A 25,686-nucleotide genomic window follows, 5' to 3' on the forward strand; every position below is an offset into this window, starting at 1 on the left:
TGTGACATAAATTGACATTAACGGGTAGGGTAAGCGAAACATTTAGCGTTAGATATAATAGAGATAATTATTCATTACGAATAAATAGTACGATTAATAAGCTAATTAGAAAAATACATATTACGAATAATATATTTGGCACATTATGTGCAGCATTTAAAAACAAGAAAGAAATTATATTTATAACTGGCAGTGATACTATTAATCTACTGTCATATTACCCTAAAGGACAAGTCTATGAATGCTCAAAAAGGTTTTACCTTAATCGAATTAATGATCGTTGTTGCTATTATCGGTATTCTAGCTGCGATCGCGATTCCTGCCTATCAAGGTTACACTCAAAAAGCTCGTGTTAGTGCTTGTATGTCAGAGTTTAAAGGCTACTCAAACGATTTATACAACTGGGCTGCTGATCCCAACAGAAAAACTGCTGATAAACCAGCTGTGGGAGACGCTAACCTACCTAACTGTGAAGCACCTGATACTGCCCTCACAACTGCTATAACAGGTATTAAAGATACTACCACTTTAGCCGCTATCACTATTACACCTAAAGAAGGTACTCCAGGCGTAAAGGTTACATGTGATTTGACCGCTGGTGCAACTTGTGGCCCTACTACTTAAGATAAGCCATAATCTATAAAATCTAATCAATTATTTAAAAAGCCAAACTTAATGTTTGGCTTTTTTTATCCTTAACTATAGTCTGAGTGTGCTATGCTAAAAAAATCCTCCTTTGGTAAAAAGCAAAATCTACGGTCAATTACAACATATATCAGACCTTTACTTAATAAAGAGCTACTGATAGCGGTATATTTTCTATTTTTTATCTTTGGCATAACGACACGTAGTGACTATACGTTTTATAATGAGTATAGGGTTATTCAAATAGTCCTGTTGTTACTTTTTGGTTTTGGCTCATGTTTTTATAAACGATACACTACTTTAAAAGCTGAATTCTTTTTTTTTGCATTTATTCTCATTGGTAGTAGATTTTGGGCGCAACCTGCCTTCATTATTACAAATTTATTGTTGGCTTATCTGTTATATCGGTGTTTCAGCTTTTTGAATTATCATGATTTAATTAGTAAGATTATAGTACTAGCCAGCTTATTGATGTTTATACAGTTACCCTTTGCCTTATGGGATTATGCGCGCACAGGTACTTATGAGGCTATCTGGTATCCACTAAGGTGGAATATTCGCGTTTATGATAGCTATTTTTTGATTTTTTCTATTTTTGCTGTTTGGTTTTATATAACGAAGCAGGCTTATCGATATTTATACTTATTATTTTTGTTTTTAGCTTTTTTTGCTGTTCTTTTAGATGGTGGGCGTTCGACTACTATCGCTTATACGCTATTTATCGCTATAGTTTGTGTTGCGTATCATCATGTACGTTGGGAGCTTTTCAGGACGTATGTAGCATCATGGTTTGCTTATCTATCAGTCACTTATGCTGCTAGCTTGGCGATTGTAAATAAAGGTGGCGGTGTTGGTCTACGAATAGCACGTGAGTCATCTAGCGGCCGTATCGACTTGTGGGTAAATGCTTTACAATGCTGGTCACACAGTCCTATCATTGGTTGTGGCTTCTATCAGTTAGAAGATTACCCAAACTTACCTGCTCATCCTCATAATTTATTTATCCAAGTATTAACCGAAACAGGACTATTGGGTTTTGGGTTTCTAATTTATATTATATTTATGATTATGAAAAGAATCAACTGGTCGCATCATCAGTCTTATTTTGTTATGGCTGCGCTTTTGGCAGTTGGGGTGGACTCATTTTTTTCAGGGGTACATATTTATCCAGTGACTCAAATGGCGTTACTATGGTTATTTGTATTTCTATTAAAAAATCCTGAGTTTATATATTCAAAAAATATTAATTCACCAATTTTGCAAAGCAATAGCAGCTTAGCTAAAGTCTTGCCAATATTGGTATACATGATAATAAGCTTTTGGTTTATTTATATTTTAAGCAACACCAACGCTTTATCATCAGAGACACCAATCACGCCACCGCGCTTTTGGGTATATGGCTATCAGCTATAACCTAGAGCAAATATGCTTTTAATAATAATTATGCGGTCATTGTGATCTGAAATGTCGACTTTGCATTCTTATAGCTAAGAAGAGTGTTGATGGCATAGTGCGTGCAAGGTTAAGACATCTTTTATATTATCGGCTTATATCATGATATTGTCGTCAGATCGTCGAATTCGCGTTCAGTCGGGGTTTACCTTAATCGAAATGATGATTGTGGTGGTTATTATCGGCTTACTAGCAGCTATAGCTATACCGTCGTATCAAGTGTACGCTAATAAAGCCCATGTTAATGCTTGTTTGTCAGAAGCTAAGAGTTACGGTAACGAGGTTTTCACTTTATTAAATGATGAAGACTCTGCTTCAACTCCAAGCTCACCAATCTTGAGTTCTTGTCAATCTATTACGGATGCTACAGGTTGGACACTAAACACTTGGCAAAAGATTGAAGCAATTACAAAAGCGCCTTCTAACGCGCGTATCGAATGTGATATTCCTAAAGGTACGCCATGTGTGGTATTACCTTAAAGTCCTTATAAAGATTCGTTTGCCATAAAAAACCACCTAGTAGCCATTTTTATGTAACGGCTATTAGGTGGTTTTTTATTATCCAAATATATTGATATATTTTATAGAATTAACTACTTCTCCAAATACTGAATCTTACCTTCCACACCATCCCACTTTGCCGCTTCTGGCAGCTGCTCTTTCATCTCGGTGATGTTTGGCCATTTTTGTGCCAGCTCTTCATTGAGCTGAATAAAGACTTCTTGCCCTTTTGGCACTTCATCTTCTGAGAAGATGGCATTGGCGGGGCATTCAGGCTCGCATAGCGCGCAGTCGATGCACTCATCTGGGTCGATAGCGAGGAAGTTTGGGCCTTCATAAAAGCAGTCCACAGGACAGACTTCCACACAGTCGGTGTATTTGCAAAGAATGCAGTTATCTGTAACGACAAAGGTCATAGTGGTCTACCTGTTATTGGTTTGGCAAAGTACAAATACGATTGTAAGTACATTAGCTGAAAAATAAGACATATTTTAGCGCTTTTAGGGCTATTTGACAAATCCCTTTAATGACTAATGATTTCCTTGAGATGATACAGTAAATCGTGCGCTTGCTTCGGCGTTAGGTTGTCAGGGTTAATCGCGGCTAGCTCATCTTGTAAGCTAAATAATTGATTTTGTTGTGGAATGGTAGTGGTACTTTCACTTGAGTGAACACTGTCTTCCTTTGTTTTCTCTGATACACTATGATAAGCCTGCGCTCTTTCATCCTTTACTGACTTAGCTAATTCATTTTTATCATCAATGGCTTTTACACTTTCAGTTTTTAAATTATCTACTAAATACCGCTTCGCATCATTTAATACTTGCGTCGGGATACCAGCCATTTTTGCCACATGTAATCCAAAGCTAGAGCTTGCTGCGCCGTCCTTAATTTGATGTAGTAGTAGCAGTTGACCATCGACTTCACTGACGGCGACATGCACATTACGAATACTGGCGTGTTGGTTGGCAGCAGGGATGACCAATTGCGTCAACTCAAAGTAATGGGTGGCAAATAATGTCAGGCAGCCAATCTCGACCAGTCGATTGACGCAGGCATGAGCGATTGCTAAACCATCAGTAGTAGCCGTTCCGCGTCCGACTTCATCCATCAGTACCAGCGATTTATTGGTCGCTTGATTAAGAATATTGGCCGTTTCAATCATCTCAACCATAAAGGTAGATTTGCCGCCTGCCAAATCATCAGCTGAGCCAATACGAGTAAAGATACGGTCAATATCACCGATATGGGCACTCGCTGCGGGGACAAAGCTGCCACAATGGGCAATTAGGACAATGAGTGCAGTTTGGCGCATATAGGTCGATTTACCGCCCATATTAGGACCGGTAATCATGAGGAGGCGTTCAGGATTTGAAGCGCTGCCGAGCGCACAGTCATTGGCGACAAAATGGCTGCTATGTTTGGTACTGCTTTGATGAATAGTATTGTTAATGTTGGCAGGATTGAGCGCAGCTTCAACGACGATATGGCGACCTGCTTTGATATCGATACTGGTTTGGCTGCCGTTTTCCAAATAACTGCCATTGTTTGAATTGTTACCCATGACTGGACGCTGCCAGTTATAAGTCGTTGCAAGTTGTGCCCAATTACTAAGAACATCTATTTGCGCGATAGCAGCGCTCAGCTGTTGTAGTTCTGCTAAATGGTTACTCAGTTCGGTTAACAGTTCGTTATACAATTGCTTTTCACGAGTTAGAGCTAATGACTGCGCGCTTAGATATTCGGTCTCAACCGATTTTAGCTCATCAGTGATAAATCGCTCGCTGCTCTTTAACGTTTGCCGCCGGATAAAATGTGCCGGAGCATTTTGTGCTTGCATTTTTGGCAGCTCAAAATAAAAGCCGCTGACTTTATTAAAACCGACTTTTAAGCTAGGCAGATTATTTGCTTCGCGCTCGCAAGCCATCATCTCATCTAATGTCGATTGAATGTTGTCATGAAGATGGGTTAAGCGATCAAATTCTTCATCATAGCCAGCTGCGAGCATACCACCATCACGAATATGCGCCGGTGGCTCTGCAATAATGGCACGCTCAATTAGCTCAGCGACGGACTGTACCGCCGGTAGCTGCTCGGGCAATTGCTGCATTAGCATGGGCAACAGTCCTGCTTGCTCATGACTGATACCTGCATTGCTCAGTAGGGTAGTAAGTTGAGTGCTGCTAGTAATACCATCGGCGAGCTTACGCAGGTCACGCGGTTTGGCGCTCATCAGCCCAATACGGCTAGCGATTCGTTCGATATCGCCGATGGTAGTTAAGGTTTCACGTAAACTGCTGACTAATGAATTATTTTCTAAGTTTTCATTAACCTGCTTATTTTCGCCAAAATTATTGTCTGACTGCAAAAGGCTAGTGATTGCATCTAAACGCAGATTAATACGCGCATGTTGACGTAGCGGGCGCTTCATTTGCTGAACCAGCAAGCGACGTCCCATTGGCGTTTGACAGTGATTGAGCACAGATATCAGCGATGTACCATTACTGCTAACGGGCGTAAATAACTCAAGATTTTGCTGACTATTAGCATCAATAATTAAATAATCGTCGCTATATTCGACGATAAGTTGATTCAGCTGTGGTATATGGCGCTGCTGGGTTTGTCTTGCGTAGTGAATAAGGGCGGCACAGCTAGACTGGCTAAGCGTAGCATTGTTAATACCAAGCCCATCGAGGCGTTGTACCTCAAATTGCTGGCAAAGGGTTTCATTGGCATGTTCACGGTGAAAGTCATTGGCTGCCACTTCTATAATAGGGCAGTCTAAACTTTGACGTAGCCACAACGACCAATTTTCTTCAGCTTGTTCACCGAGCGCTTCACTAATGATACATTCACTTGGGGCAAAGCGTGCCAGCACCGTCAGCATTTGAGCTTGCAAGTCTTCGATATCGTCATTATTAGCGTTTACCGTTTGCGTCGTTAACGTCCCTGCGGCCAAGTCCATTTGGCTGATGGCAGCCTGCAAAGGTTGTTTACTATTCGCTTTAGGAGTTTCGATATCAATCGCAACGACGGTCGGCGTATGATTGGGCGCAATTAAAGCGTCATCAGTGATGGTTCCAGCGGTCAAGGTTTTCACCACTTCGCGGCGCATGATGCTACCAGAAGCCGATTTACTTTTATCTTTTTTCTGCTTATCTCCCATCGCAGGCGTATTGGACGAGCTGCTAGTAGTTGATTCGTCAATTTGTTCACAAACGACGACCGTTTGCCCAGCTGCAATCAGCCGTGCCATATAGCTGTCAGCTGCGTGGAACGGCACGCCAGCCATGGCAATGGTATTACCGGCTTTATCGGTACCACGGCGGGTTAGGGTAATATCGAGTATCTGCGCCGCGCGTTTGGCATCGTCGAAAAATAACTCATAAAAATCACCCATCCGGTACAGCAATAACGCTTGTGGATAGTTGGCTTTCATGGTCAGATATTGCACCATCATTGGCGTATGGTCGGCCAAATTATAAATAGCATCGCCGATTAGCAACTGATCGCTGCTTACTTGCTGTGATTTTACGTGCTCTGATTTTAAGTGCTCAGCGTTTAAAGGTTCAGGTTTATTAAATGTTAAAGCATTAGGGTTTGGCGCGGATGGTTTTACGGTCATGCAGAATCTCTTATGATGCTTAAATGGGTTTGCTTAGGATGAATGCGTATTTTTTAGAATAAATTAGCGGTGAATGCTGTCAGATAGTTGCGTTTATGAATGGCGCGAAAAAGCTGTTAAATTAAGGATATAAGCGCTATTTTAACACGTTCAGCGACCTTTTTACGTCGGCAAATATCTACTCGCTGCCCTTGTATCCATCGGCGTCATAACCATATATAATGACGGCACACTTAATTGGGCGATACTTCATTAAGCGACTCATCATTAGGCAGTACCTTGTTAATCAATGCTTTGTTAATCAATGCTTTGTTAATCAATACTTTGACAATCAGGGCGTTATTAATCAGTAAGTTATTTAAAGGTACTTAGTCAGTGATGATTGTCAGCATTGTAATGACCAAGCGGCACTATATAAAGCCTTGGCGAATGCGCACTAATTATCGAATATTTCCATAGGTCAAAAAATTATGTTATCAAAGATTATAGGCAGTGTCGTTGGCACCAAAAATGACCGCGAACTCAAGCGCATGCGCCGCGTGGTCAGCAAAATCAACGCATATGAGGCTGACATTCAAGCCCTGTCTGATGAGCAATTACAACAAAAAACCGCAGAATTTAAAGAAAGACACCAAAACGGTGAAAGCTTAGACGCCTTATTACCAGAAGCGTTTGCCGTCTGCCGCGAAGCCTCCTTACGCGTCAATGGCATGCGCCACTACGACGTGCAGCTCATCGGTGGTATCACCTTGCACGAAGGCAAAATTGCTGAGATGAAAACCGGTGAGGGTAAAACCTTGATGGGTACCTTGGCGATGTACCTCAATGCCATTAGTGGCAAAGGCGTGCATCTGGTGACGGTCAACGATTATTTGGCGGCGCGTGATGCCGAATTAAACCGCCCATTATTTGGCTTTTTGGGCATGACGGTTGGCGTTATTTATTCGCAGCAGCCGCCGCAAGAAAAAATCGACGCTTATCAAGCGGATATCACGTACGGTACCAATAACGAATATGGCTTTGATTATCTGCGCGATAACATGGTCTTTAGCCTGGCTGAGAAAAAACAGCGTCCGCTAAATTATTGTATTATTGATGAAATCGACTCTATCTTAATCGATGAAGCGCGTACGCCACTGATTATCTCAGGGCAAGCGGAAGATTCATCACGTATGTATGCGCTGATTAACACCATTATTCCAAGGCTTAAACGCTCAAAAGATGAAGAAGCCAATAAGAATAACGAAGACGAAGATTTTTGGATTGATGAAAAAAATCGTCAAATTGAAATCAGCGAAAAAGGCTACGAGAAAATTGAGCGCTTCTTAATCGAAGTGGGTGAGCTTGGCGAAAACGAAAGTTTATATAGCCCGAGCCGTTTGCCGCTACTTGCTCACGTCCAAGCGGCCATTCGTGCCCATCATGTGTTTGTCAAAAACGTCCATTATATCGTTGACGACGGCGAAGTGATTATCGTAGATGAAAACACTGGTCGTACTATGCCGGGTCGCCGCTGGTCAGAAGGCTTGCACCAAGCGGTAGAGGCCAAAGAAAACGTCGAGATTCAAGCAGAGAACCAAACGCTTGCGACGACGACTTTCCAGAACTACTTCCGTCTCTATGACAAACTATCCGGTATGACCGGTACCGCCGATACCGAAGCGGCAGAATTTAAATCTACTTATGATTTAGACGTCATCGTGATTCCAACCCATGAGCCGATTGCGCGTATCGATATGGATGACCAGATTTTCTTAACCAAGTTGGGTAAATACAAAGGTATCATCCGCGAGATTAAAGAGATTCAAGCCAAAGGTGCGCCAGTCTTGGTGGGTACGGCGACGATTGAGGCCAGTGAAGAGCTGTCTTATCTGCTCGATCAAGAAGGCATCAAGCATAATGTCCTAAACGCCAAGCAACACGAGCGAGAGGCAGAAATTATCGCGCAGGCCGGTAGTCCCAAAGCGGTGACCATCGCCACCAATATGGCAGGCCGTGGTACCGATATTATCTTGGGCGGTAACTGGCAATCATTTATCGAAGATATTGATGCGGTCAGTCCGGAAGAGATGGCGCGCCTAAAAGCCGAATGGCAGGTCAAGCATGACCAAGTCGTTGCAGCAGGTGGTTTACATATCATTGGCTCTGAGCGTCATGAATCACGCCGTATCGATAACCAGCTCCGTGGTCGAGCCGGTCGTCAAGGTGACCCTGGGATGTCGCGCTTTTTCTTATCGCTTGAAGATGACTTGATGCGTATCTTCGCCGGTGACCGCGTTGTTAATATGATGCGGGCGATGGGTCTAAAAGAAGATGAAGCCATCGAGCATAAAATGGTTTCAAAATCGATTGAAAATGCCCAAGGTAAAGTCGAAAGTCGTGACTTTGATGCCCGTAAAAACCTATTGAAATACGATGACGTCGCCAATGAGCAGCGTAAAGTTATCTATGGTCAGCGCGATGACTTGCTTGCAGAGATGGATTTATTGGAGGCCATCGAAGTCATGCATCATGAAGTCTACAATGCCATGATTGATCAGTTTATCCCGCCAGGCTCTATCGATGATCAATGGAATATCGACGGCTTAGAAGACGAGCTTGAAGATGAGTTTAAAATTTCAATGCCGATTAACGATTGGCTAGATGAAGACCGCCGCCTAGATGAAGAAGGTTTACGTGCCAAAATCATCCAAACCGCACTGGATCGTTATCATGCCCGCCGTGAGCAAATGGGCGAAAAAGATGCCGCCCAGCTCGAGCGTCATTTTATGCTACAAAGTTTGGATAAGCACTGGAAAGAGCATTTAACCCAAATGGATCAGCTACGTAAAGGTATCCATCTGCGCGGTTATGCACAAAAAAATCCTGAGCAAGAATATAAGCGCGAATCGTTTGAGCTGTTCCAAATGATGCTTGGCGCGATTAAATCTGAAACCGTACAAGATTTATCACGCGTGCATATCCCAACCAAAGAAGAATTAGAAGCGCTAGAAGCTCAGCAGCGTGAAAATGCCGCGCATATGCAAATGCAGTTTGAACACAGTGATATCGACAATATGGATGGTGGCGTAGAGCGACCGGCGGCGCAAAACCGTAGCGTTGCTGCTGGCATAGCCGCAGGTGCTATTACAAGCAGTGGTAACAATGCCGGCGAGCCTGACCCATACGCTGGGATGAATATCAGCCGTAACGCGCCATGTCCTTGTGGTTCAGGCCTAAAGTATAAGCAATGTCACGGTAAAATCTAAATATTGATAATCAAAAATTGTTAAGCTATGATAAAAAGTCCCTGTCTTATTTAGATAGGGACTTTTTTATAGCGATAAGATTTATAGCCATAAGGATTTCGATAGGAAAAATTATTCTAGCAGCATCTTTTACTTTTAATCTTTAGCGTTTTTAAGTTAGTTTGGCTCTGTTAATATTTTGACTGTGTTAACAAATGGTCTAACTATTAAGAATATAAAAGTAACAGCAATTTTGTGGTGATTAATTACAAATTCAGCATAGGCGTGAATTTACATACACGCTATAGTGTTTAACATATTTTTTTGGAGAGTGTCATGAATATAGAATTATTAAAACAATTTCGTACCTCTGTCATTGTTGCAGGTCTGCTCGCTGGCGCGATGACAATTAGTGCTTGTCAACAACAGCAGGAGCCAGAATCAAGCCTAGAAGACAGTATCAGTGAAGAGCAATCGGTGCCTATGTCCGCAGAGCCTGCTGAGCCAAGTGATGTGGTGGTAGATGCGCCAGTCAGCGATGTGGAAGAGGATACCTTAGCGTCTGTTAATTCTGGCGTTAAGCAAATGAGCTACTCATGTTCACCGGCACTAGCCGTCGAAGCCACTTACAAAGACGCTGACAAACAAGTGATTCTTGAGACTGCTCAAGGTACAGTAACTCTGACCAAAACCAATGATGCGACCAATCCTGAAGTTTTCAATCTAGATACAGCGTTTGACGGTGGTAAAGGCTTTATCCAGTGGCGCGTGGCGCACGAAGATCGTGAAACTGGTGTGATGCGTACCGCTGGTGCCGATTCAGAAAACGTCAGTACTTATGAATGTAAAACATCACCAGCGTCTGAAACTAAAACGGCAGAAACAGCCGCCTAACAACAAATACCTCGCATAAAAAAAGCAACGTTAACGTTGCTTTTTTTAGTTTGGTCTTACGACTGCTTACAAAAACGCTTTATGCTTTATCAGCCCATTTTTTATAAACACTATTTTTTATAAGCAGCATTGCTTTGTTGCTCATGTGCTAGATAACCTTCTTCTTTAACATCTAGCTCTTCGTGTTGTAGCGCTACTTGAATGCTGTCGGTATGGGTATGCGTGGTTTTATTAATCTCTATTTCTTGGATCACATGAGTGTCTTTGGTAATCGTCGCTACCTGACGCGATAAGACAATCTCAATCGGCGCGTCACCAATCTCAACCTGCTTGCCATTGATGGTCACGACTGCTTTACTATCTAGCGACGGCTCAACATGACGCAATATGTCCTTATCATCATAATTACCTGATAGTAAATCCTGGCTCTCTGCGTCTTGATAATCAGTACGCACGGTAATATATTCTTCTACCAGCTCAATAGGCACCTCAATGGTTTTGGTGCGTCTGTGCTTGGTTACCGTGACTTTGCCAACATCCAAGCGTTCTTTGTTAATCACAGGACGCTCTTCTAATAATTCTAAATAGCCACCATTGCCTGTATCGGTTTGATGGTTTGCTAAATTAGTAGATAAATTATTTGCTAAGCCTTGTTGTATACTGCTCGACACAGTTTGTTGCTGATTAGTATTGGATAAATCCGTAGCGGACAAATCTGGCGCAGGCAATTTGTTCTCACCGCTATGATTGGCAATTTGCTCTAAATGCGAAGTAGGGTCAGTTGCTAAAGATGAGCGTTGATGCGTTTGTCGTGGGTCAATTTTTTTGTCGTCGTTAATCATGGTAGTGTCCCTTAAATAATGATGTAGTTTAAAAAGAGGTATAAAAAAAGACCAGAGGCAAGCTCTGGTCTTATTTACTGAGCTTGAAACTCAGCTGCTCATTACTATCGCGCGATGCATATCTAATTTTTATTTTTCTAATGATTATTTCTTAATTTAAGGAATCTTCCTTAAAAGTAATGCAAAGTGCGAAAGTATTGCCTATTACATACCACGAGCGCGGCGGACATCTTCGGCAGTGATATCATCACGGTCAAAAAGGTTACCTTCGCGGTCAACCACATTACCATCACCATCGATATCTAATTCTTCACGTTGAATGGTTTCAGCGATAGTTTCAGTATGACGTTCGGTAGTTTTACCGACGTTTACTTCTTCAGCGACATAGGTTTCTTTATTGACGCGTGCACGTTCTGCTTCTAGTTCAACTTCGACCGTTTGATTGCCATCTACATCACCGATGCGGCGGTCTGTTGGACGATCTACATTGGTACGTTGAATGTTGGCATGCTCTTCTTCAAGGTCAACATTGACATTACGCTCTTCGGTAACGACATGCTTACCGACTTTTACTAAGCCTGCAACGATGCGGTCTTTATTTACTGTCAAACGCTCTTCTAGTAGCTCTAAGGTATTTGGCGCATTATAAGCGTGGTCAGCGATTTCCATACGTTCTGCTTCTGGCACAGTATCAGCAGCGAATGATTGACGATCTTTTTCGTACTGTTCTTTATAGCTGTACTGGTAATCGTGATCATAGACTTCCATCGCTTCTACTTGTGCTTGCGTTAAGCTATCAAAGAAGACGTCGTCACCGACGATACGAGCGAGACCTGCTGGCACGAGAACTTCTTTTGAGCTGAACCAGCCGCCTGCATCAACGATTAAATAACGAATACGACCAGTGGTATCTTCTACTAGCGCGCCTTCGATTTTGCCGATTTTTTCTTCATTGACACCATAAGCAGTTTTACCAGTTGGATCATAATAGTCATCACCAATTAGGTCACGGTGAGTTGCTTGGATATCTCTTAAACGAATTAGTTGGCTCATTATTGTCTTCCTTTTTTATGAGTAAATTTATTTTGATTGGTTTAATAATTATTTTTCATAAAATAGCAATACAGTAAAAATTTGCGTTGCTAAAAAACTGTCGTCTATTTCTTTTGAACTTGTTTAAACTTAGATTTTATAAATCAACAAGATTAGATGAAGAAGATATTACCGTGGTTATTAATAGAATCTCGCTATCATTAAGGACTAGCTATCGTTAATAAGCAGCCTCTCCATCAACTTGTTATTATCGTAGCAGCAGGTTTTTCGATACGATATATGAGCAAGGTAGCAAAGTGTGCGCTTGAGGTAATTGCGTGTAATAGGCTGTAAATGACGCCGTTACTATATAAAATTAAGTTAAGGCTTTCTTACAGCGTGTTCACCGCTTTGCGGTATTTGTCATTTTTAGGTATAAAAAAACCGCACAGCTAATAGCTATGCGGTCTTAAAATTTTAAGAAAATCAGTCGATATTTTAAATCAGAACTTCGAATTTAAAAGCTCAAACGTTGAATTGGCTTAAACTTAAGCCAGTTCAATGGCAACGGCAACAGCTTCACCGCCACCGATACATAAGGTTGCAACGCCTTTTTTACCACCAGTACGTTTAAGCGAGTTGATAAGGGTAACTAAGATACGCGCGCCAGAGCAGCCAACTGGATGGCCAAGTGCACAAGCGCCGCCTTCGACGTTGACTTTAGCGTGGTCGATTTTTAACTTATCCATCGCTGCCATGGTCACCATCGCAAAAGCTTCGTTGATTTCCCATAAATCGACGTCTGCAATTGACCAACCCGCCTTGTCCAGCACTTTTTCAATCGCGCCAATCGGAGCAATGGTAAACTCGCTTGGGTGGCGCGAGTTAGAGGCGGTGGCAACAATACGTGCTTGATAATCTAAACCTTCGGCTTTAGCTTGTGATTCTTTCATCATCACAACCGCCGCCGCGCCGTCTGAGATTGAGCTGGCGTTTGCCGCTGTAATCGTCCCTTCTTTTGCAAAAGCAGGGCGCAGGGTAGGAATGCGCTCAGCATTGGCAAGGGCAGGCTGCTCGTCGGTATCAACCGTTTGCTCGCCTTTACGCGATTTGAAAGTGACAGGCTCGATTTCATCTTTAAAATGGTCGTCTTTAATCGCTGTCAAAGCACGGTTTAGCGATTCAATAGCAAACTCGTCCATTTGCTCACGGCTATAGCCTTTTTCATCGGCCATTTCTTGCGCGAACTGCCCCATTAATTTGCCGGTTTCGGCATCTTCTAGACCGTCTAAGAACATATGGTCTTTGACTTCTTTATGTCCCATGCGGTAGCCGCTGCGTGACCCTGGCATGATGTAAGGCGCATTGGTCATTGATTCCATACCGCCAGCCACTGCGACGTTAAAGCTGCCCGCTTTGATACCATCGTGCGCTTGCATAACTGCTTTTAGACCAGAACCACAAAGTTTATTAATGGTAACGGCACCAGTAGCATCGTTAAGACCTGCTTTACGCATCGCCTGACGGGCAGGGCCTTGACCAAGACCAGCAGTCAAGATACAGCCCATGATGACTTCATCAATATTATCAACGCTCACGCCTGAACGCTCAACGGCTGCTTTGATAGCGGTTGCGCCCAATTCGGTTGCGCTGACGTCCTTTAAAGCGCCTTGAAAACCACCCATCGGAGTACGGGCGCCATTTAAAATTACAATTGCATCATTTGACATCGTTATTTTTCCTTTTTCGGTATTTGAAACGAAAGTTTTTTAGTCATTAAAAAAAAGTTTTTAGCTAAGGTCACACGTTTATAGATGAATCGCTGGATAGATTAAGCTAGCTCGTCTAAGCGAATACGGACGACTTTATCTGTAATGGTATCGAGCTTCTCGATTTTTTCAATCGCCAGATTCATCTGACTTTCCACCACAGGTAGGGTCAAGATAATCACTGGTACTTGGCCCAGCTTATGCGCAGGTTTTTGTAAAATGGCATCGATATTGATACCCGCGTCACTCAAAATACGAGTGATATCCGCCAAAACGCCCGGATTGTCATGCGCATGCACGCGCAGATAGTAACCGGTAATCATTTGCTCAGCACGCAAGATAGGTGTGTCTGATAATTGCTCTGGGATAAACGCTAGATGCGGCACATGGTGACCGTTCGTGCTTTCATTGTTGCTATCTTTACTACCAAGAACGCGAACCAAATCCATGACATCCGCCATGACTGCAGAAGCCGTTGCTCCAGCACCAGCGCCATCACCGCAATATAGCGTCTGACCAAGTGGGTGCGAGTTGACTAATACCGCATTTTTTACGCCATTAACGTTGGCAAGTAGGGCGTTCTGTGGAATGAGGGTTGGATGAACACGCAGCTCGATACCAGCCGCGCCGTTATTTCCTTGGCCATCACCTGAACCGTTGTCTTCGCGGCGTACCGCAAAGCCTAGATGTTTGATACGGTAGCCAAGCTCTTCGGCGTAGTTGACGTCTTGCAAGGTAATACCGGTGATACCTTCGCAGTAAACTTTGTCAAACTGTAGCGGAATCCCAAAGGCGATAGAGGCGAGGAGCGCAAGCTTATGCGCCGCATCAATACCTTCGACATCAAAGGTTGGATCGGCTTCGGCGTAACCAAGTGCTTGTGCTTCGCTTAAAACATCGGCGAACGGGCGACCTTTATCACGCATTTCAGTCATGATAAAGTTGCCAGTGCCATTGATAATACCAGCTAACCACTCAATCTTATTGGCAGCAAGGCCTTCACGCATGACTTTGATAATTGGAATACCACCTGCCACCGCCGCTTCATAAGCAACGTGCACATTATGGGCTTCGGCAAAGGCAAAAATCTCATTGCCGTGTTCGGCGAGCAAGGCTTTATTGGCAGTGACCACATGTTTGCCGTGTTTAATGGCGTGCATAATCACATCTTTAGCCAAGGTCGTACCGCCAATCACTTCGATGACAATGTCGACATTGTCACTGGCAGCAGTTGCCATCAAGTCACTATTTTGTACGATGGTAGCGTCGATATCATCGCGCTGACGACGGGTACCAACTTCGGTAATCACAATGTCGCGTCCGCTACGGCGTTTTAACTCATCTAAATTGTCATTGATTAGATTGATCACGCCCGTTCCGACGGTGCCCAGACCAAGTATCGCTAGTTTGATGGATTTGCTCACAGTATCCTCAAGAGATTATAGAGTTGGATAAAAATGCTTCTATGACAGCGCTTACATAAAAAGCCTTATATAAAAGTGCTTAAATAAGAGGCTGATATAAAGAAGAAAAGTATAAAAATACACCGCTAATTTTACCTAGCGCTTCATCGTATCATACCGATAAGCGCTTGTGGCGTCTACCCAATCTCACTGTCGCTAAGGTCAGTAATATAAGGGTAGATGACTAGCTGGCATCAATCGCTGTTTGCGCCAATTGCGCCGCGGGTAGATAGCCGCCAATTTGTTGGCCAGACTCGGTAAAGATAGCTGGCGTGCCGCGTACCCCTAGCGACATTCCCAGCTCAATTTGCTCTTTTACCGGGCTATTGCAGCTAGGCGCTTGGACATTAGCGCCCATTTTTGCTTGATCCATCGCCGCCTTGCGATCTTCGCTACACCAAATGGCTTCCATCTTTGGGATACTGCCTTCGCTGCGCGGCCACGCCAAATAACGCACTTCAATACCGCGTGCATTGATCTCGCCCATTTCTTCATGAAGCTTGGTGCAATAAGGGCAGTCGGCATCAGTAAAGGCATAAACAACTGATTTGGTCGCGCCTTTTGCTGGATAAATAACCATGTCTTTTTTATCGACCGTTTTTAGAGCGTCTTGCGCGGCTTTGGCAACCAAAGCGCCACTGATATCAACTGGCGCTTCTTGCCCAACGGCGATGATTTGTCCTTGGATAATATGTTTGCCAGATTTATCGGTAAAAAACGATGGTAAGCCCGATGCCGTTACCCAGTAAATATCGTCCATATCCGTTGGTACGGCTGAAATGATTTCTTCTTCAATCCCTGAGGCTTTTAGGTTTGCTTGTAAGGCTTTGACCACTGCTGCATCATTATCGGCGACTTGTGCGGTGCTGACTTTGGCTTCGGCGCTATTGACGATGCCTGTATTGCTGGTTGCATCAGCTGCATTATTCGAGCAGCCTGCGGCAATCGCGACCAGCAATGCGCCCATCATCATCCGCGATAAAGGCTTGCGAGAAAACAGAGCGCGAGCAGGGGTAGGTTTAGAGAAAGAAGGTAAAAACATAGATATTTCCTTTAGGCGATGATGCCTAAGCAAGATATAGATATAAAAACAGGGACATAGATGGTGTATGAACGCTTATCCCATATACGCTAGATTTTGTTGTCAGCGCGATATATTTCAAGGATGAGGTGCAATTTATTGATAATAAAAGATAAGTAGCAATACTGGTTATATTAGCATATTTTTAGAAATAACCACTAAAGGCTATTTGTTGACATTGCCAACTTTATTAACGGTAAATATTATCGGCAAATGTATTATTTACAGATAGCCATTAAAAAGCCGATATAAAATACATTTGCACTATTTCATCTAGGTTTATGTCTAGGTAGGCTACTGTCATCAACATTAAATTATTCATTAAAATAATTTTTCTATTATTATTTTTCTTTCTAACTTTCTAAGGAGACCCTATGGCAGGTGCCAGTTTATTAACCCTACTTGATGATATCAGTGTGATACTCGATGATGTTTCGGTCATGACTAAGGTCGCCGCCAAAAAAACCGCGGGGGTATTGGGTGATGATTTGGCGTTGAATGCCGAGCAGGTCACCGGCGTCACAGCAAATCGTGAGCTGCCAGTCGTTTGGGCGGTTGCCAAAGGCTCGTTTATTAATAAGCTTATTTTGGTGCCAGCAGCTATCCTTATTAGCGCCATTTATCCGCCTTTAATTACCTTTTTGCTGATGTGTGGCGGCTTGTTTTTGGTTTATGAAGGCGCTGAAAAGGTTATTCATCGCTTTTGGCCGCATGCCCTGCCCGATGATGAAGAGCAAAATGCCCGTCGACAGGCCAACGCTGATGAAACTGTTGATTTGGTCGCCTTTGAAAAAGAAAAAATTAAAGGGGCGGTACGTACCGATTTTATTTTATCAGCAGAAATTATTGTGATTGCGCTAGGTGCAACGGCAACCGCTACCTTGTTACAACGTAGTTTGGTGCTATCTATTTTGGCCATCGGTATTACTGTTGGTATTTATGGTTTGGTCGCGGGCATCGTTAAAATTGATGACTTAGGCTTGCATATGATGGAGAAAGACGGTGATTTTACTCAAAAAGTCGGTAAGGTTTTATTTACGGCAGCGCCTAAATTAATGAAGTTTTTATCTATCGCTGGGACTTTGGCGATGTTTTTAGTCGGTGGCGGTATTTTGGTGCACGGTATTAACTTTTTGCACTATGAGGTTGAAGATATTGCGCATTTGACAGGCGTGTTTGAAAGTTTTACCACTGCCTTATTAAATGGCGTTATCGGTTTTATTATTGGCGCTGCTATCGTTGCGCTATTTACGGTTATCAATAAGATACGTCATAAAGACGAGCCTACTGCCCATTAAGCTTGTTTTTCGAAGACTAAGATTATCAAAACTTGGCATTGATATATAGTGAGTGAAAAGTAATATTGATACATCACGCACTGCTGATATCAATTTTTCTCGCTTGCTGTGCCTACGCAGACAGAGGCTACAAAAAATTGATATCAGCAATACTGTCGCGTTTTTAGGATGTTTTGACTATAAAAGATCGTTATAAAGCTATATTGATTAAAAAGCCCCAAAGTTGCTAACAACTTTGGGGCTTTGATATTTTATAAAAGAGTATTAATGATAGCTATTAGCTTTCGCTATCAGAATCGTCATTCTCTGATTTTTCCGCTTGCGTCGGCTTTTTATGCTCCGCTTTCGGCTTACGCGTCCGCGCTTTTGGGACTTTTGGCGTGGTTAAATTAAACATGCCTTTTTGTGGTAGTAATTGCTCAGCCACATTTTCGATCATGTTTTTATAACTGGCGATGGTCGTTTTTGACTTCGCCGCCTGAATTTCCTCTTTTGTCGCTTGCTCAGATAGCTGTTCAGTTGGCTCAGATGCTTGCTCGGTTTCGCTTTGCTCGACATCAGAAACGCTGATTTCAGATTCAGTATCTTTAACTTCAGCATCGGTAACTTTAGTATCTGCTGCTTCAAGGTTTTGCGCTTCTACGGCATCAACATCAGATTGCCCCGAGTCTTCTGCTTCGAGCGCTTGCTCTACTTTTAGCAACTCTTCACTATCGGCGCTGACATCGTCTGTCTGACTTTGATTGGCCAGTGCAGTGGCGTCTACATTCTGAGCGTCAACGTCAACGTCGCTGTCGGCTGCTAGAGAGCCGTTTTTAGGCGCTTCGGCGACTGTGGTTGCAGCTGGCTCCTGATAGTCAGGATGCTGACCGCGTGGGTCGTTGCTCGCCCGCTTGCTAATAGGGCGAGGCTCAACGGCTGTTTTACCTTGCGCCGCAGCAAACTGACTGACGGCTTGCGTCATCGCCTCAAAGCTTGCGAGATAATCCGCTGCTAAAGGTTCATAACCATAGTTACTGAAGTCAAAATCTTGCTTGGCAGTTTTGCCAGTCTCGACTTTAGACTCGTTGTTACTATCTACCTTTTCGTTAACAGCGTTAGCTTGCTCTAGATGCAAAGCGATAGCCGCATTAAAACAATTAATCACGCCTTCAGCGGCTAAACGCGCTTGCGCCTCTGGCAAGGTTGCGCGGATAAACTCGCCAACCGTGCCGCGGATAGCTGGAACGTTCACAGCGCGATGCTCATTTACCACAGGCGATTGATTATCCGATGCTGTAGTTGTCGAGGCTTGAGCCTGCTGACGACGAACCACGCGTGGATCATTGCTGGCTTGACCGAACTTTTCAGCCGTCACATAGCGCTTGGCGAACAAAGCTTGATGGTCAAGCTCAAACGCTGTTTGATTGCTACTGTCAGTATCATCGGTATTAGCATCAACATTAGAAGCCGCTTTTTGCGCTTTCTCGGTAGGCGCTATGCCATCAGCTTTTCTGCTAGTTTCGACAGCACTACCACTTTTAGAGGTCGAGTGCTCATCGGCTGCTGATTTTGTAGCTTCGACATTACGCTCGTCTACAGAATTAGCGTCAGACTTTTGCACTTTGTCTTCAGTGGTGCTTGTCTTAGCGTCGTCCATTTTTGCTGCCGCTACCACCGCATCGCCACTTTCAGCCTTATCATTTTGAGCATTGTCACTTTTAGCAGCGTCGGCAGTCACAGTTTGCGTACTGGTTTTTGGACTACTATCAACCGTTTCACCAACACTTTTGGCAGGTTGATCGTTAGTACCTTGCTTATCAGTACTTTGCTCGTCAGTTTTAGGCTGCTCAGAATTTTTAGGACGGCTGTCTTCTTGAGGCGCTTTTTCTGACTCAGCTTTATCGCTCGCTTTGTCTGAATTTTGCTTTTCAGAGAGCCGTTTTTCAGATTCTGGGCGCGTTGCTGTTACTGATTTGCTGTCATCTAAAGACAAATGCACAACTTCGGGTGACTTGAGCTCCGTAGCCGCTTCATTGACCTGTAATACCACTTCATTAGGGTCTTGGTTGCGGCGGGTACTGGTCTGATTTTTGTCATTGCTATGACTGGTCTCTTTATTGCTTTGCTCGTTATTCGCACTTAACGTCTCACCGCGCTCAATTTTACCGCGTGAGGAGCGCTGGCTGTTTGATTTACGCTTGGCACGCGTTTGCTCATCTATTGTATTAGCGTCTTTCCTAGCAGCGTCATTGTGCTCGGTATTGCTATTGTCATTTCCATTACGACCCCTGTCTTGACGGTTGTTGCGATTACGGTCATTAGAGCGGCGATTATCATGCTGACGTTTATCTTGGTTATCAGCCTGCTTGTCGTCAGTGCCGGTTGAGCGGCTGTCGTCTACGTTGTTGCTAGCTGCATTACCATTGGACTCATCTGACTGCTCTTTTCTTTGACGCGTTTTAGAAGGTCTTGATTTACGCGGCTTACGTCTTCTTCTGTCTTCAGCGTCGTTATCATCAGTATTACTATTAGCGGCTTGCTGACGATTAGTATTCGGCTGTTGCTCAGTGCTTTGCTGATTGCTTGCCGTTTGCGGTGCTACTGTGGCTTGAGCATTAGCATCTAAAGCGCTGCTATCTATTTGTCCAAACGAACCAAGACTTTGAGCGCCCGTATTTACCAGTGCTTCAATGGCTTCGGCAGCATCACGACTACTGACCTTAGGCGTCGTCGATGCTTGTGGCGCTTGGGCAAATAGGTTGGATAACCAAGCGACTGCTTGCGGTTGGGCGGTAGTCGCGTTATTATTTCGCGAAGCTACTGGCGCCGCGGTAGTCGCAACAGTTGGCGTACTTTGTGACTGAGTTTGAGGTTGGGGTACACGTGTTGCTACATTGCTAGCGCTAGCATTGGCATTGCTACGATGGTCATTGCTATGACTGGTCGTGCTTTGCTGCTGTTGCTGTGCATGCTGTTGGCTATTGACACGAGTAGTCGATTGACTGTTGTTATTGCTGTTATCGGCTACCTGACGTGGCTGGCGCGTTGGCTGCTGCTCTGGGCGCACTGAATCAGCGGTTTGCCAATCGACGTTATAACCAAGATCGCTATGTTCTTGTTGCTGGGTATCGGTGATACGCTCGTAGCTTGATGGGGCAAAACCATCGCGATTAAAGTGTAGCTTAAAGTTTGGCGTTTCTAAATGCGCGTGCGGCAAAATAGTAATACGAGTGCCGCTGTCTTGCTCAAGATAAACCAAGCTATCGCGCTTTTCGTTTAATAAGAACGCAGCAATATCGGTTGGCACTTCAGCTTGCACTTCACCTTGACGTTCTTTAAGGGCGATTTGTTCAATTTGACGCATAATTGACAGTGATAACGAGCGCAAATCACGAATCATGCCATTGCCATGGCAACGCGGGCAGATATAACCAGTTGACTCTTCTAATGATGGACGCAAGCGCTGACGGCTCATTTCCATCAAGCCAAACTTAGAAATATCACCAAACTGTACGCGCGCGCGGTCATATTTGGTTGCTTCAACCAAACGTTTTTCCACCTCTTTTTGGTGCTTGTTGTCATTCATATCGATGAAATCAATGACAATCAAGCCGCCCATATCGCGCAGACGTAGCTGGCGAGCTATCTCATCGGCTGCTTCTAGGTTGGTATGATAGGCAGTTTCAGCAACATCTGAGCCTTTGGTTGATTTTGCTGAGTTGATATCGATAGACACCAAGGCTTCCGTTTGGTCAATAACGATTGAGCCACCTGATGGCAGGCGTACTTCGCGCTGATAAGCTGTTTCAATCTGCTTTTCGATATTAAAGCGCGAAAACATTGGCTCATAATCGGTATATTTGCGCAATTTTTCTGCTTGTTTTGGCATCACGGCATCGATAAAACCGGCCGCTTCGATATAAGCGTTTTCGTTGTCAATCCAAATCTCGCTAATATCGTCGCGTAGATAATCACGCACGGCACGGGTGACGACGCCTGCTTCTTGGTGTACCAAACGCGGTGATGGGTATTTTTGATTTTGCTCTTGGATGGCTTGCCAGATATTAAGCAAGTGATTTAAATCGTGTTGCAAGTCTTCTTGGGTCTTGCCAATACCAGCAGTACGAATGATGACACTCATGCCTTTTGGCAAATCAAGATTGCTGAGCATGCGCTTCATATCTTCGCGTAATTTGCCCGAGATTTGACGCGAAATGCCGCCGCCACGAGGGTTGTTTGGCATCAACACCAAATAACGCCCTGCCAAAGAGACATAAGTCGAAAGCGCTGCGCCTTTATTGCCGCGCTCTTCTTTTTCAACTTGGACGATAAGCTCGTCACCCTCTTTGATTAATTTTTTGATGTTTTCATCGCGTGGATTGCCGCTTAAATATTCAGCAGAAATTTCTCGAATCGGCAAAAAGCCTTGGCGCTGTGAGCCATATTCGACAAATACCGCTTCAAGCGATGGCTCGACACGGGTAACGTGACCTTTATAAATGTTGGATTTTTTTTGCTCGCGGGTACGGTTTTCTAAATCGAAATCGTAGAGGTGATTACCTTTACAAAGGGCAACGCGAATTTCTTCGTTTTGAGTAGCGTTGATTAAAATGCGTTTCATATTTGAATCCTATGAGTACGCATAACAACGACGGGGCAGGCTTTCGGGCAAGGGAGCAAGTGCGGTTAAGGGTAAATCAACCTGAGCAGATGTGAGTGAGCGGTAGAACGTAAAGCAGAAGTAACGGCAAGCACATGAGCTTTTCGTAACTGCTGTTAACCTAAAATGTATTAGCCATTTATCCTGCTAATGTCGGTAACGTTTATATAGACAAGGTAGGGTGTAAGGCTACTATCTATATTAGTATTATGAGTAAGCTTGCTCTAACGATTAAGGCACGTGCGGGTTTGTGGTCTTTTTGACAGTCATTTATCCAAGTTTAATCCGCACACCTTGTAAGGGCGGCGATGGATAAGGACTGAGATTTAAGAGGTCACAATTACCAAAAAAGCATCGTGTTGTCACAATTAATCAATCAAGGTCTAGCAATCATAGCGCTGTTAATAAAGAACTGTTTTATCGGTAAGTGCTAGTGCATAAAACAGTGCCGTGCAGCGGTTATCCTTTTAGGTAAAGCAATTGGTCATTCTTTATTTATCGTTCTTTTGGCTATCACGTCAAAAATATCTGGGGTAACTCAAAGCTAGGTGGCGCTGCTCTAATCATCAGCGGGGCGTACTTGGCAAACAGAATAAATGACCGGCTTATCGGCGCGGTGTCTCTTGTCTATCCTACTTCGCGTGCTCTGTTTGACCACCAATACTTAGGCAGCTATCGATAATCAATCAATGATGCTCGATTCTGGCTCTAAGCGACCCATACTTGCTCAACTGTGCGCTAAAGGACTGGCTGATAATTAGTTATGCGTGATAAATAATTATCAAAATAAGTCGTGGTTAGGCGGTAGTGAGTAAATGTTATGTTGTTATCGCGCGATAAAATGGTTGTTAGCCAATTTATCAAAGCGATGTCGTTTAATATCAGCGTGTTTTGTCTTGATAAAAAACTATATTACTAAAAAACGTTGTACTAAAAATTTTGGGTACTGATACATCCTATATATAGATAATTATCAGCGTTGTTCTTACAATTTATGGGGCATTATAGGGTATATCAAGGGATATAACACCCTTAAAATCAGATGAAACGCACAAGTTTGGCAACCTTTATAACGGCCATCGCCTGACTAACCAGTAGTAGCAACGGCGCAATATTGTCTGTAACAACAAGGAATTATTGTCGCAGCCTCTGCTTAATTGGCGCTCAACATGCTAAACTATAGCAAATCTTTGTGTAAATACCTAACTAAAAATGACAAACTCAAAAATGCCAACCGAACAGCCTATCCACGAAGCGCCCGCTATCTTTAATAGTAAAACGCGCCCGCAAAGTGCCGATGACGAAATCAGTAACTTTGAAAAGGTCAATTACCTTGAAGTCACGCGCCATCAGCACGACCAGCGTTTGGATAACTTTTTGCTCAATCGCCTAAAAGGTTTGCCGAAATCCCACATCTACAAGATGATTCGCTCAGATGAAGTGCGCGTTAATAATAAACGCTGTAAAGCGCATGATAGATTGCAGCGTGAAGACGTGGTGCGTATTGCGCCTGTACAGCTCGCGACCCGTGACAAACCGATTATCAGCGCTGAATTTGCCAATAGCTTATTGGCGCGAGTGGTCTACGAAGATGAGGGGCTAATCGTACTTAATAAGCCTGCTGGTATTGCTGTGCATGGCGGTAGTGGTTTAGATTTTGGCGTTATTGAAGCCATGCGCGAAGTGACAGGTAAAAAATATCTCGAGCTGATTCATCGTATCGATAAAGATACTTCAGGTCTGCTGATGATTTCTAAAAAGCGCTCGGCGTTAAAAGTGCTCCAGCAGCATCTTGTCGATAGAACCATTCAAAAGCATTATCTTTGCCTAGCGAAAGGTCAACCTGCGCTCAATGAGCAGCGTATCGACGCGCCATTACTGCGCTATACGCTGGCTAGCGGTGAGCGCCGCGTAAAAGTAGATGCGCAAGACCCACAAGCCAAAGAAAGCCAGACCGATATCATTGTGCATGGCCGCTTTACGCTGAACAATCAGCCAGTGAGCCTGCTTGAAGCAAAACCTTTGACCGGTCGCACCCATCAAATTCGCGTACATTTGGCGCATATCGGTCATGCTATTTTAGGTGATGATAAATACAATGTGCATGACAAATCGGGCGTGCATCGTTTGTGTTTACATGCGTGGCGTTTAGATATTCCTGGCTATGAAACCATTACCGCGCCATTACCAGATGAGATGAAAGATTGGTTACCAGCAGATATGCAGCTGCCTGAATAAGTTTTAAAAATTTCTTTTTAAAGGCTGTTTAAAGACTGATAGTCAATGCAGTTTTGAAATGACTATTTAACACAATCGTCACAGTTGCTTATTTGCGCATACATTCGCCAAATAAGAACCTGTGACATTTTTATATTTGCCATTTGTTATTTGTAAAGGGTTAGTCCATGACAGCATCTAGCGCTAACAAAACAGCGCCAACCAATACTTCTGAATTAGCAGCTGAGCATCATTTAGCTGATAAAACGCTGATTATTTTTGATTGGGATGGTACCTTGATGGATTCGATTGGCCTAATCGTTGAGTCGATGCATGTAGCAGGCGAGGCGCATGGCTTTACGACTACCGATCAGGCCGTCAAAGACATTATTGGGCTGAGCTTAATGCACGGCATTGAGATTTTATATCCGCAAGCAAGCGATACGCAAAAGCTTGCCATTCAGCAAAGCTATGCGGATTATTATATTCCGAACAGCCATCGTACGCCGTTTTTTATGCCGATAGACGAAATGCTCCTGACGTTAAAGCAGCAAGATAAACAGCTTGCGGTCGCTACCGGCAAAAAAAGAAAGGGGTTAGATCGAGTATTAGAGGCTTCTGCTAGCCATCACTATTTTACCATCACGCGCTGTGCTGATGAATCCGGCTCTAAACCTGATCCGCAAATGCTGCGCGATATTTTAGATTACACCAAGCAGCCAATCTCGCAGGCAGTATTTATCGGTGACAGTATCTACGATATACAAATGGCCAATCGTTTGGGCATGACCAGTATTGCGGTCAATTATGGCACAGCGTCAAGCAGCGAGCTTGCTGCCGAGCAGCCAACTTATCAAGTGGACACGCCGCAAGAATTAGTGGCATTGTTATGTGCATAAATTAAGTGCTTAACCAAAACCTCATTTAATCTTAACAAATAGATTTTTCAAAAAATACCCATAAAAGAAGGGTTTATCGTTATAAATGATAAACCCTTC

At 43.6% G+C, this 25,686-nt stretch carries 16 protein-coding genes; 8 read left to right on the top strand and 8 right to left on the bottom strand.

Translation table 11 applies throughout. The features are described from left to right. Positions 1-237 precede the first annotated feature (237 nt). The 3 genes from IQ457_RS13645 (at position 238) to IQ457_RS13650 (ending at position 2,577) form a co-directional block, all read left to right on the top strand. On the top strand, positions 238-624 hold the full coding sequence (locus IQ457_RS13645) for a prepilin-type N-terminal cleavage/methylation domain-containing protein (RefSeq protein WP_200662524.1): 387 nt from the start codon (positions 238-240) through the stop codon (positions 622-624). 93 nt (positions 625-717) lie between these two features. Further along, positions 718-2,058 (top strand): O-antigen ligase family protein, encoded by a 1,341-nt coding sequence (locus tag IQ457_RS06455; protein ID WP_207161705.1) that lies wholly within the window; start codon positions 718-720, stop codon positions 2,056-2,058. A 141-nt stretch (positions 2,059-2,199) separates the two neighbouring features. Beyond that, positions 2,200-2,577 carry a pilin gene (locus IQ457_RS13650; protein ID WP_207161706.1) on the top strand — a complete coding sequence of 126 codons (378 nt, stop codon included), beginning with the start codon at positions 2,200-2,202 and terminating at the stop codon, positions 2,575-2,577. A 113-nt stretch (positions 2,578-2,690) separates the two neighbouring features. Here the strand turns inward: IQ457_RS13650 and fdxA are convergent, their stop codons facing one another. Next, positions 2,691-3,014 (bottom strand): ferredoxin FdxA, encoded by a 324-nt coding sequence (gene fdxA / locus IQ457_RS06465; protein WP_200662525.1) that lies wholly within the window; start codon positions 3,012-3,014, stop codon positions 2,691-2,693. Between the two features lie 107 nt (positions 3,015-3,121). Continuing rightward, positions 3,122-6,223 (bottom strand): DNA mismatch repair protein MutS, encoded by a 3,102-nt coding sequence (mutS, locus tag IQ457_RS06470; RefSeq protein WP_200662526.1) that lies wholly within the window; start codon positions 6,221-6,223, stop codon positions 3,122-3,124. Positions 6,224-6,693: 470 nt separating this feature from the next. Here mutS and secA point away from each other — a divergent pair, with 470 nt between their 5' ends. Both secA and IQ457_RS06480 read left to right on the top strand, forming a co-directional pair. After that, positions 6,694-9,471: a preprotein translocase subunit SecA gene (gene secA, locus IQ457_RS06475; RefSeq protein WP_200662527.1), complete on the top strand. Its 2,778-nt coding sequence runs from the start codon at positions 6,694-6,696 to the stop codon at positions 9,469-9,471. 315 nt (positions 9,472-9,786) lie between these two features. After that, positions 9,787-10,344, top strand: coding sequence for a hypothetical protein (locus tag IQ457_RS06480; protein WP_200662528.1), 558 nt, complete (start codon positions 9,787-9,789; stop codon positions 10,342-10,344). Positions 10,345-10,454: 110 nt separating this feature from the next. On the opposite strand, the gene IQ457_RS06485 is transcribed toward IQ457_RS06480, so the two are convergent. The 5 genes from IQ457_RS06485 to IQ457_RS06505 form a co-directional block, all read right to left on the bottom strand. Continuing rightward, a complete protein-coding gene (locus tag IQ457_RS06485) occupies positions 10,455-11,186 on the bottom strand; it encodes a YsnF/AvaK domain-containing protein (RefSeq protein WP_242465372.1) in 732 nt (243 codons plus the stop codon). 204 nt (positions 11,187-11,390) lie between these two features. After that, a complete protein-coding gene (locus tag IQ457_RS06490) occupies positions 11,391-12,239 on the bottom strand; it encodes a DUF2382 domain-containing protein (protein ID WP_200662529.1) in 849 nt (282 codons plus the stop codon). Between the two features lie 527 nt (positions 12,240-12,766). After that, positions 12,767-13,948, bottom strand: a complete 1,182-nt coding sequence (locus IQ457_RS06495) for a thiolase family protein (RefSeq protein ID WP_198328753.1) — start codon at positions 13,946-13,948, stop codon at positions 12,767-12,769. Between the two features lie 101 nt (positions 13,949-14,049). Next, positions 14,050-15,411 carry a homoserine dehydrogenase gene (locus IQ457_RS06500; protein WP_068406383.1) on the bottom strand — a complete coding sequence of 454 codons (1,362 nt, stop codon included), beginning with the start codon at positions 15,409-15,411 and terminating at the stop codon, positions 14,050-14,052. Between the two features lie 223 nt (positions 15,412-15,634). After that, complete coding sequence (locus tag IQ457_RS06505) at positions 15,635-16,492, bottom strand: DsbC family protein (protein ID WP_200662530.1); 858 nt, start codon at positions 16,490-16,492, stop codon at positions 15,635-15,637. Between the two features lie 413 nt (positions 16,493-16,905). Here IQ457_RS06505 and IQ457_RS06510 point away from each other — a divergent pair, with 413 nt between their 5' ends. Next, positions 16,906-17,829 (top strand): DUF808 domain-containing protein, encoded by a 924-nt coding sequence (locus tag IQ457_RS06510; protein ID WP_200662531.1) that lies wholly within the window; start codon positions 16,906-16,908, stop codon positions 17,827-17,829. A gap of 277 nt (positions 17,830-18,106) precedes the next feature. Here IQ457_RS06510 and IQ457_RS06515 read toward each other — a convergent pair whose 3' ends face one another. Further along, entirely contained in the window at positions 18,107-22,432 is a 4,326-nt protein-coding gene (locus IQ457_RS06515; protein ID WP_200662532.1) for an Rne/Rng family ribonuclease, read from the bottom strand. 1,251 nt (positions 22,433-23,683) lie between these two features. Here IQ457_RS06515 and IQ457_RS06520 point away from each other — a divergent pair. Together IQ457_RS06520 and IQ457_RS06525 are read left to right on the top strand one after the other, a co-directional pair. Further along, the gene (locus tag IQ457_RS06520) at positions 23,684-24,709 is read left to right on the top strand and encodes an RluA family pseudouridine synthase (RefSeq protein WP_242465373.1); all 1,026 of its coding nucleotides are present in this window, start codon (positions 23,684-23,686) and stop codon (positions 24,707-24,709) included. Positions 24,710-24,876: 167 nt separating this feature from the next. Next, positions 24,877-25,587 carry an HAD-IA family hydrolase gene (locus tag IQ457_RS06525; RefSeq protein ID WP_200662533.1) on the top strand — a complete coding sequence of 237 codons (711 nt, stop codon included), beginning with the start codon at positions 24,877-24,879 and terminating at the stop codon, positions 25,585-25,587. Positions 25,588-25,686: the final 99 nt, after the last annotated feature.

The organism is Psychrobacter sp. M9-54-1 (assembly GCF_016613355.1).
Lineage (GTDB): Bacteria > Pseudomonadota > Gammaproteobacteria > Pseudomonadales > Moraxellaceae > Psychrobacter > Psychrobacter faecalis.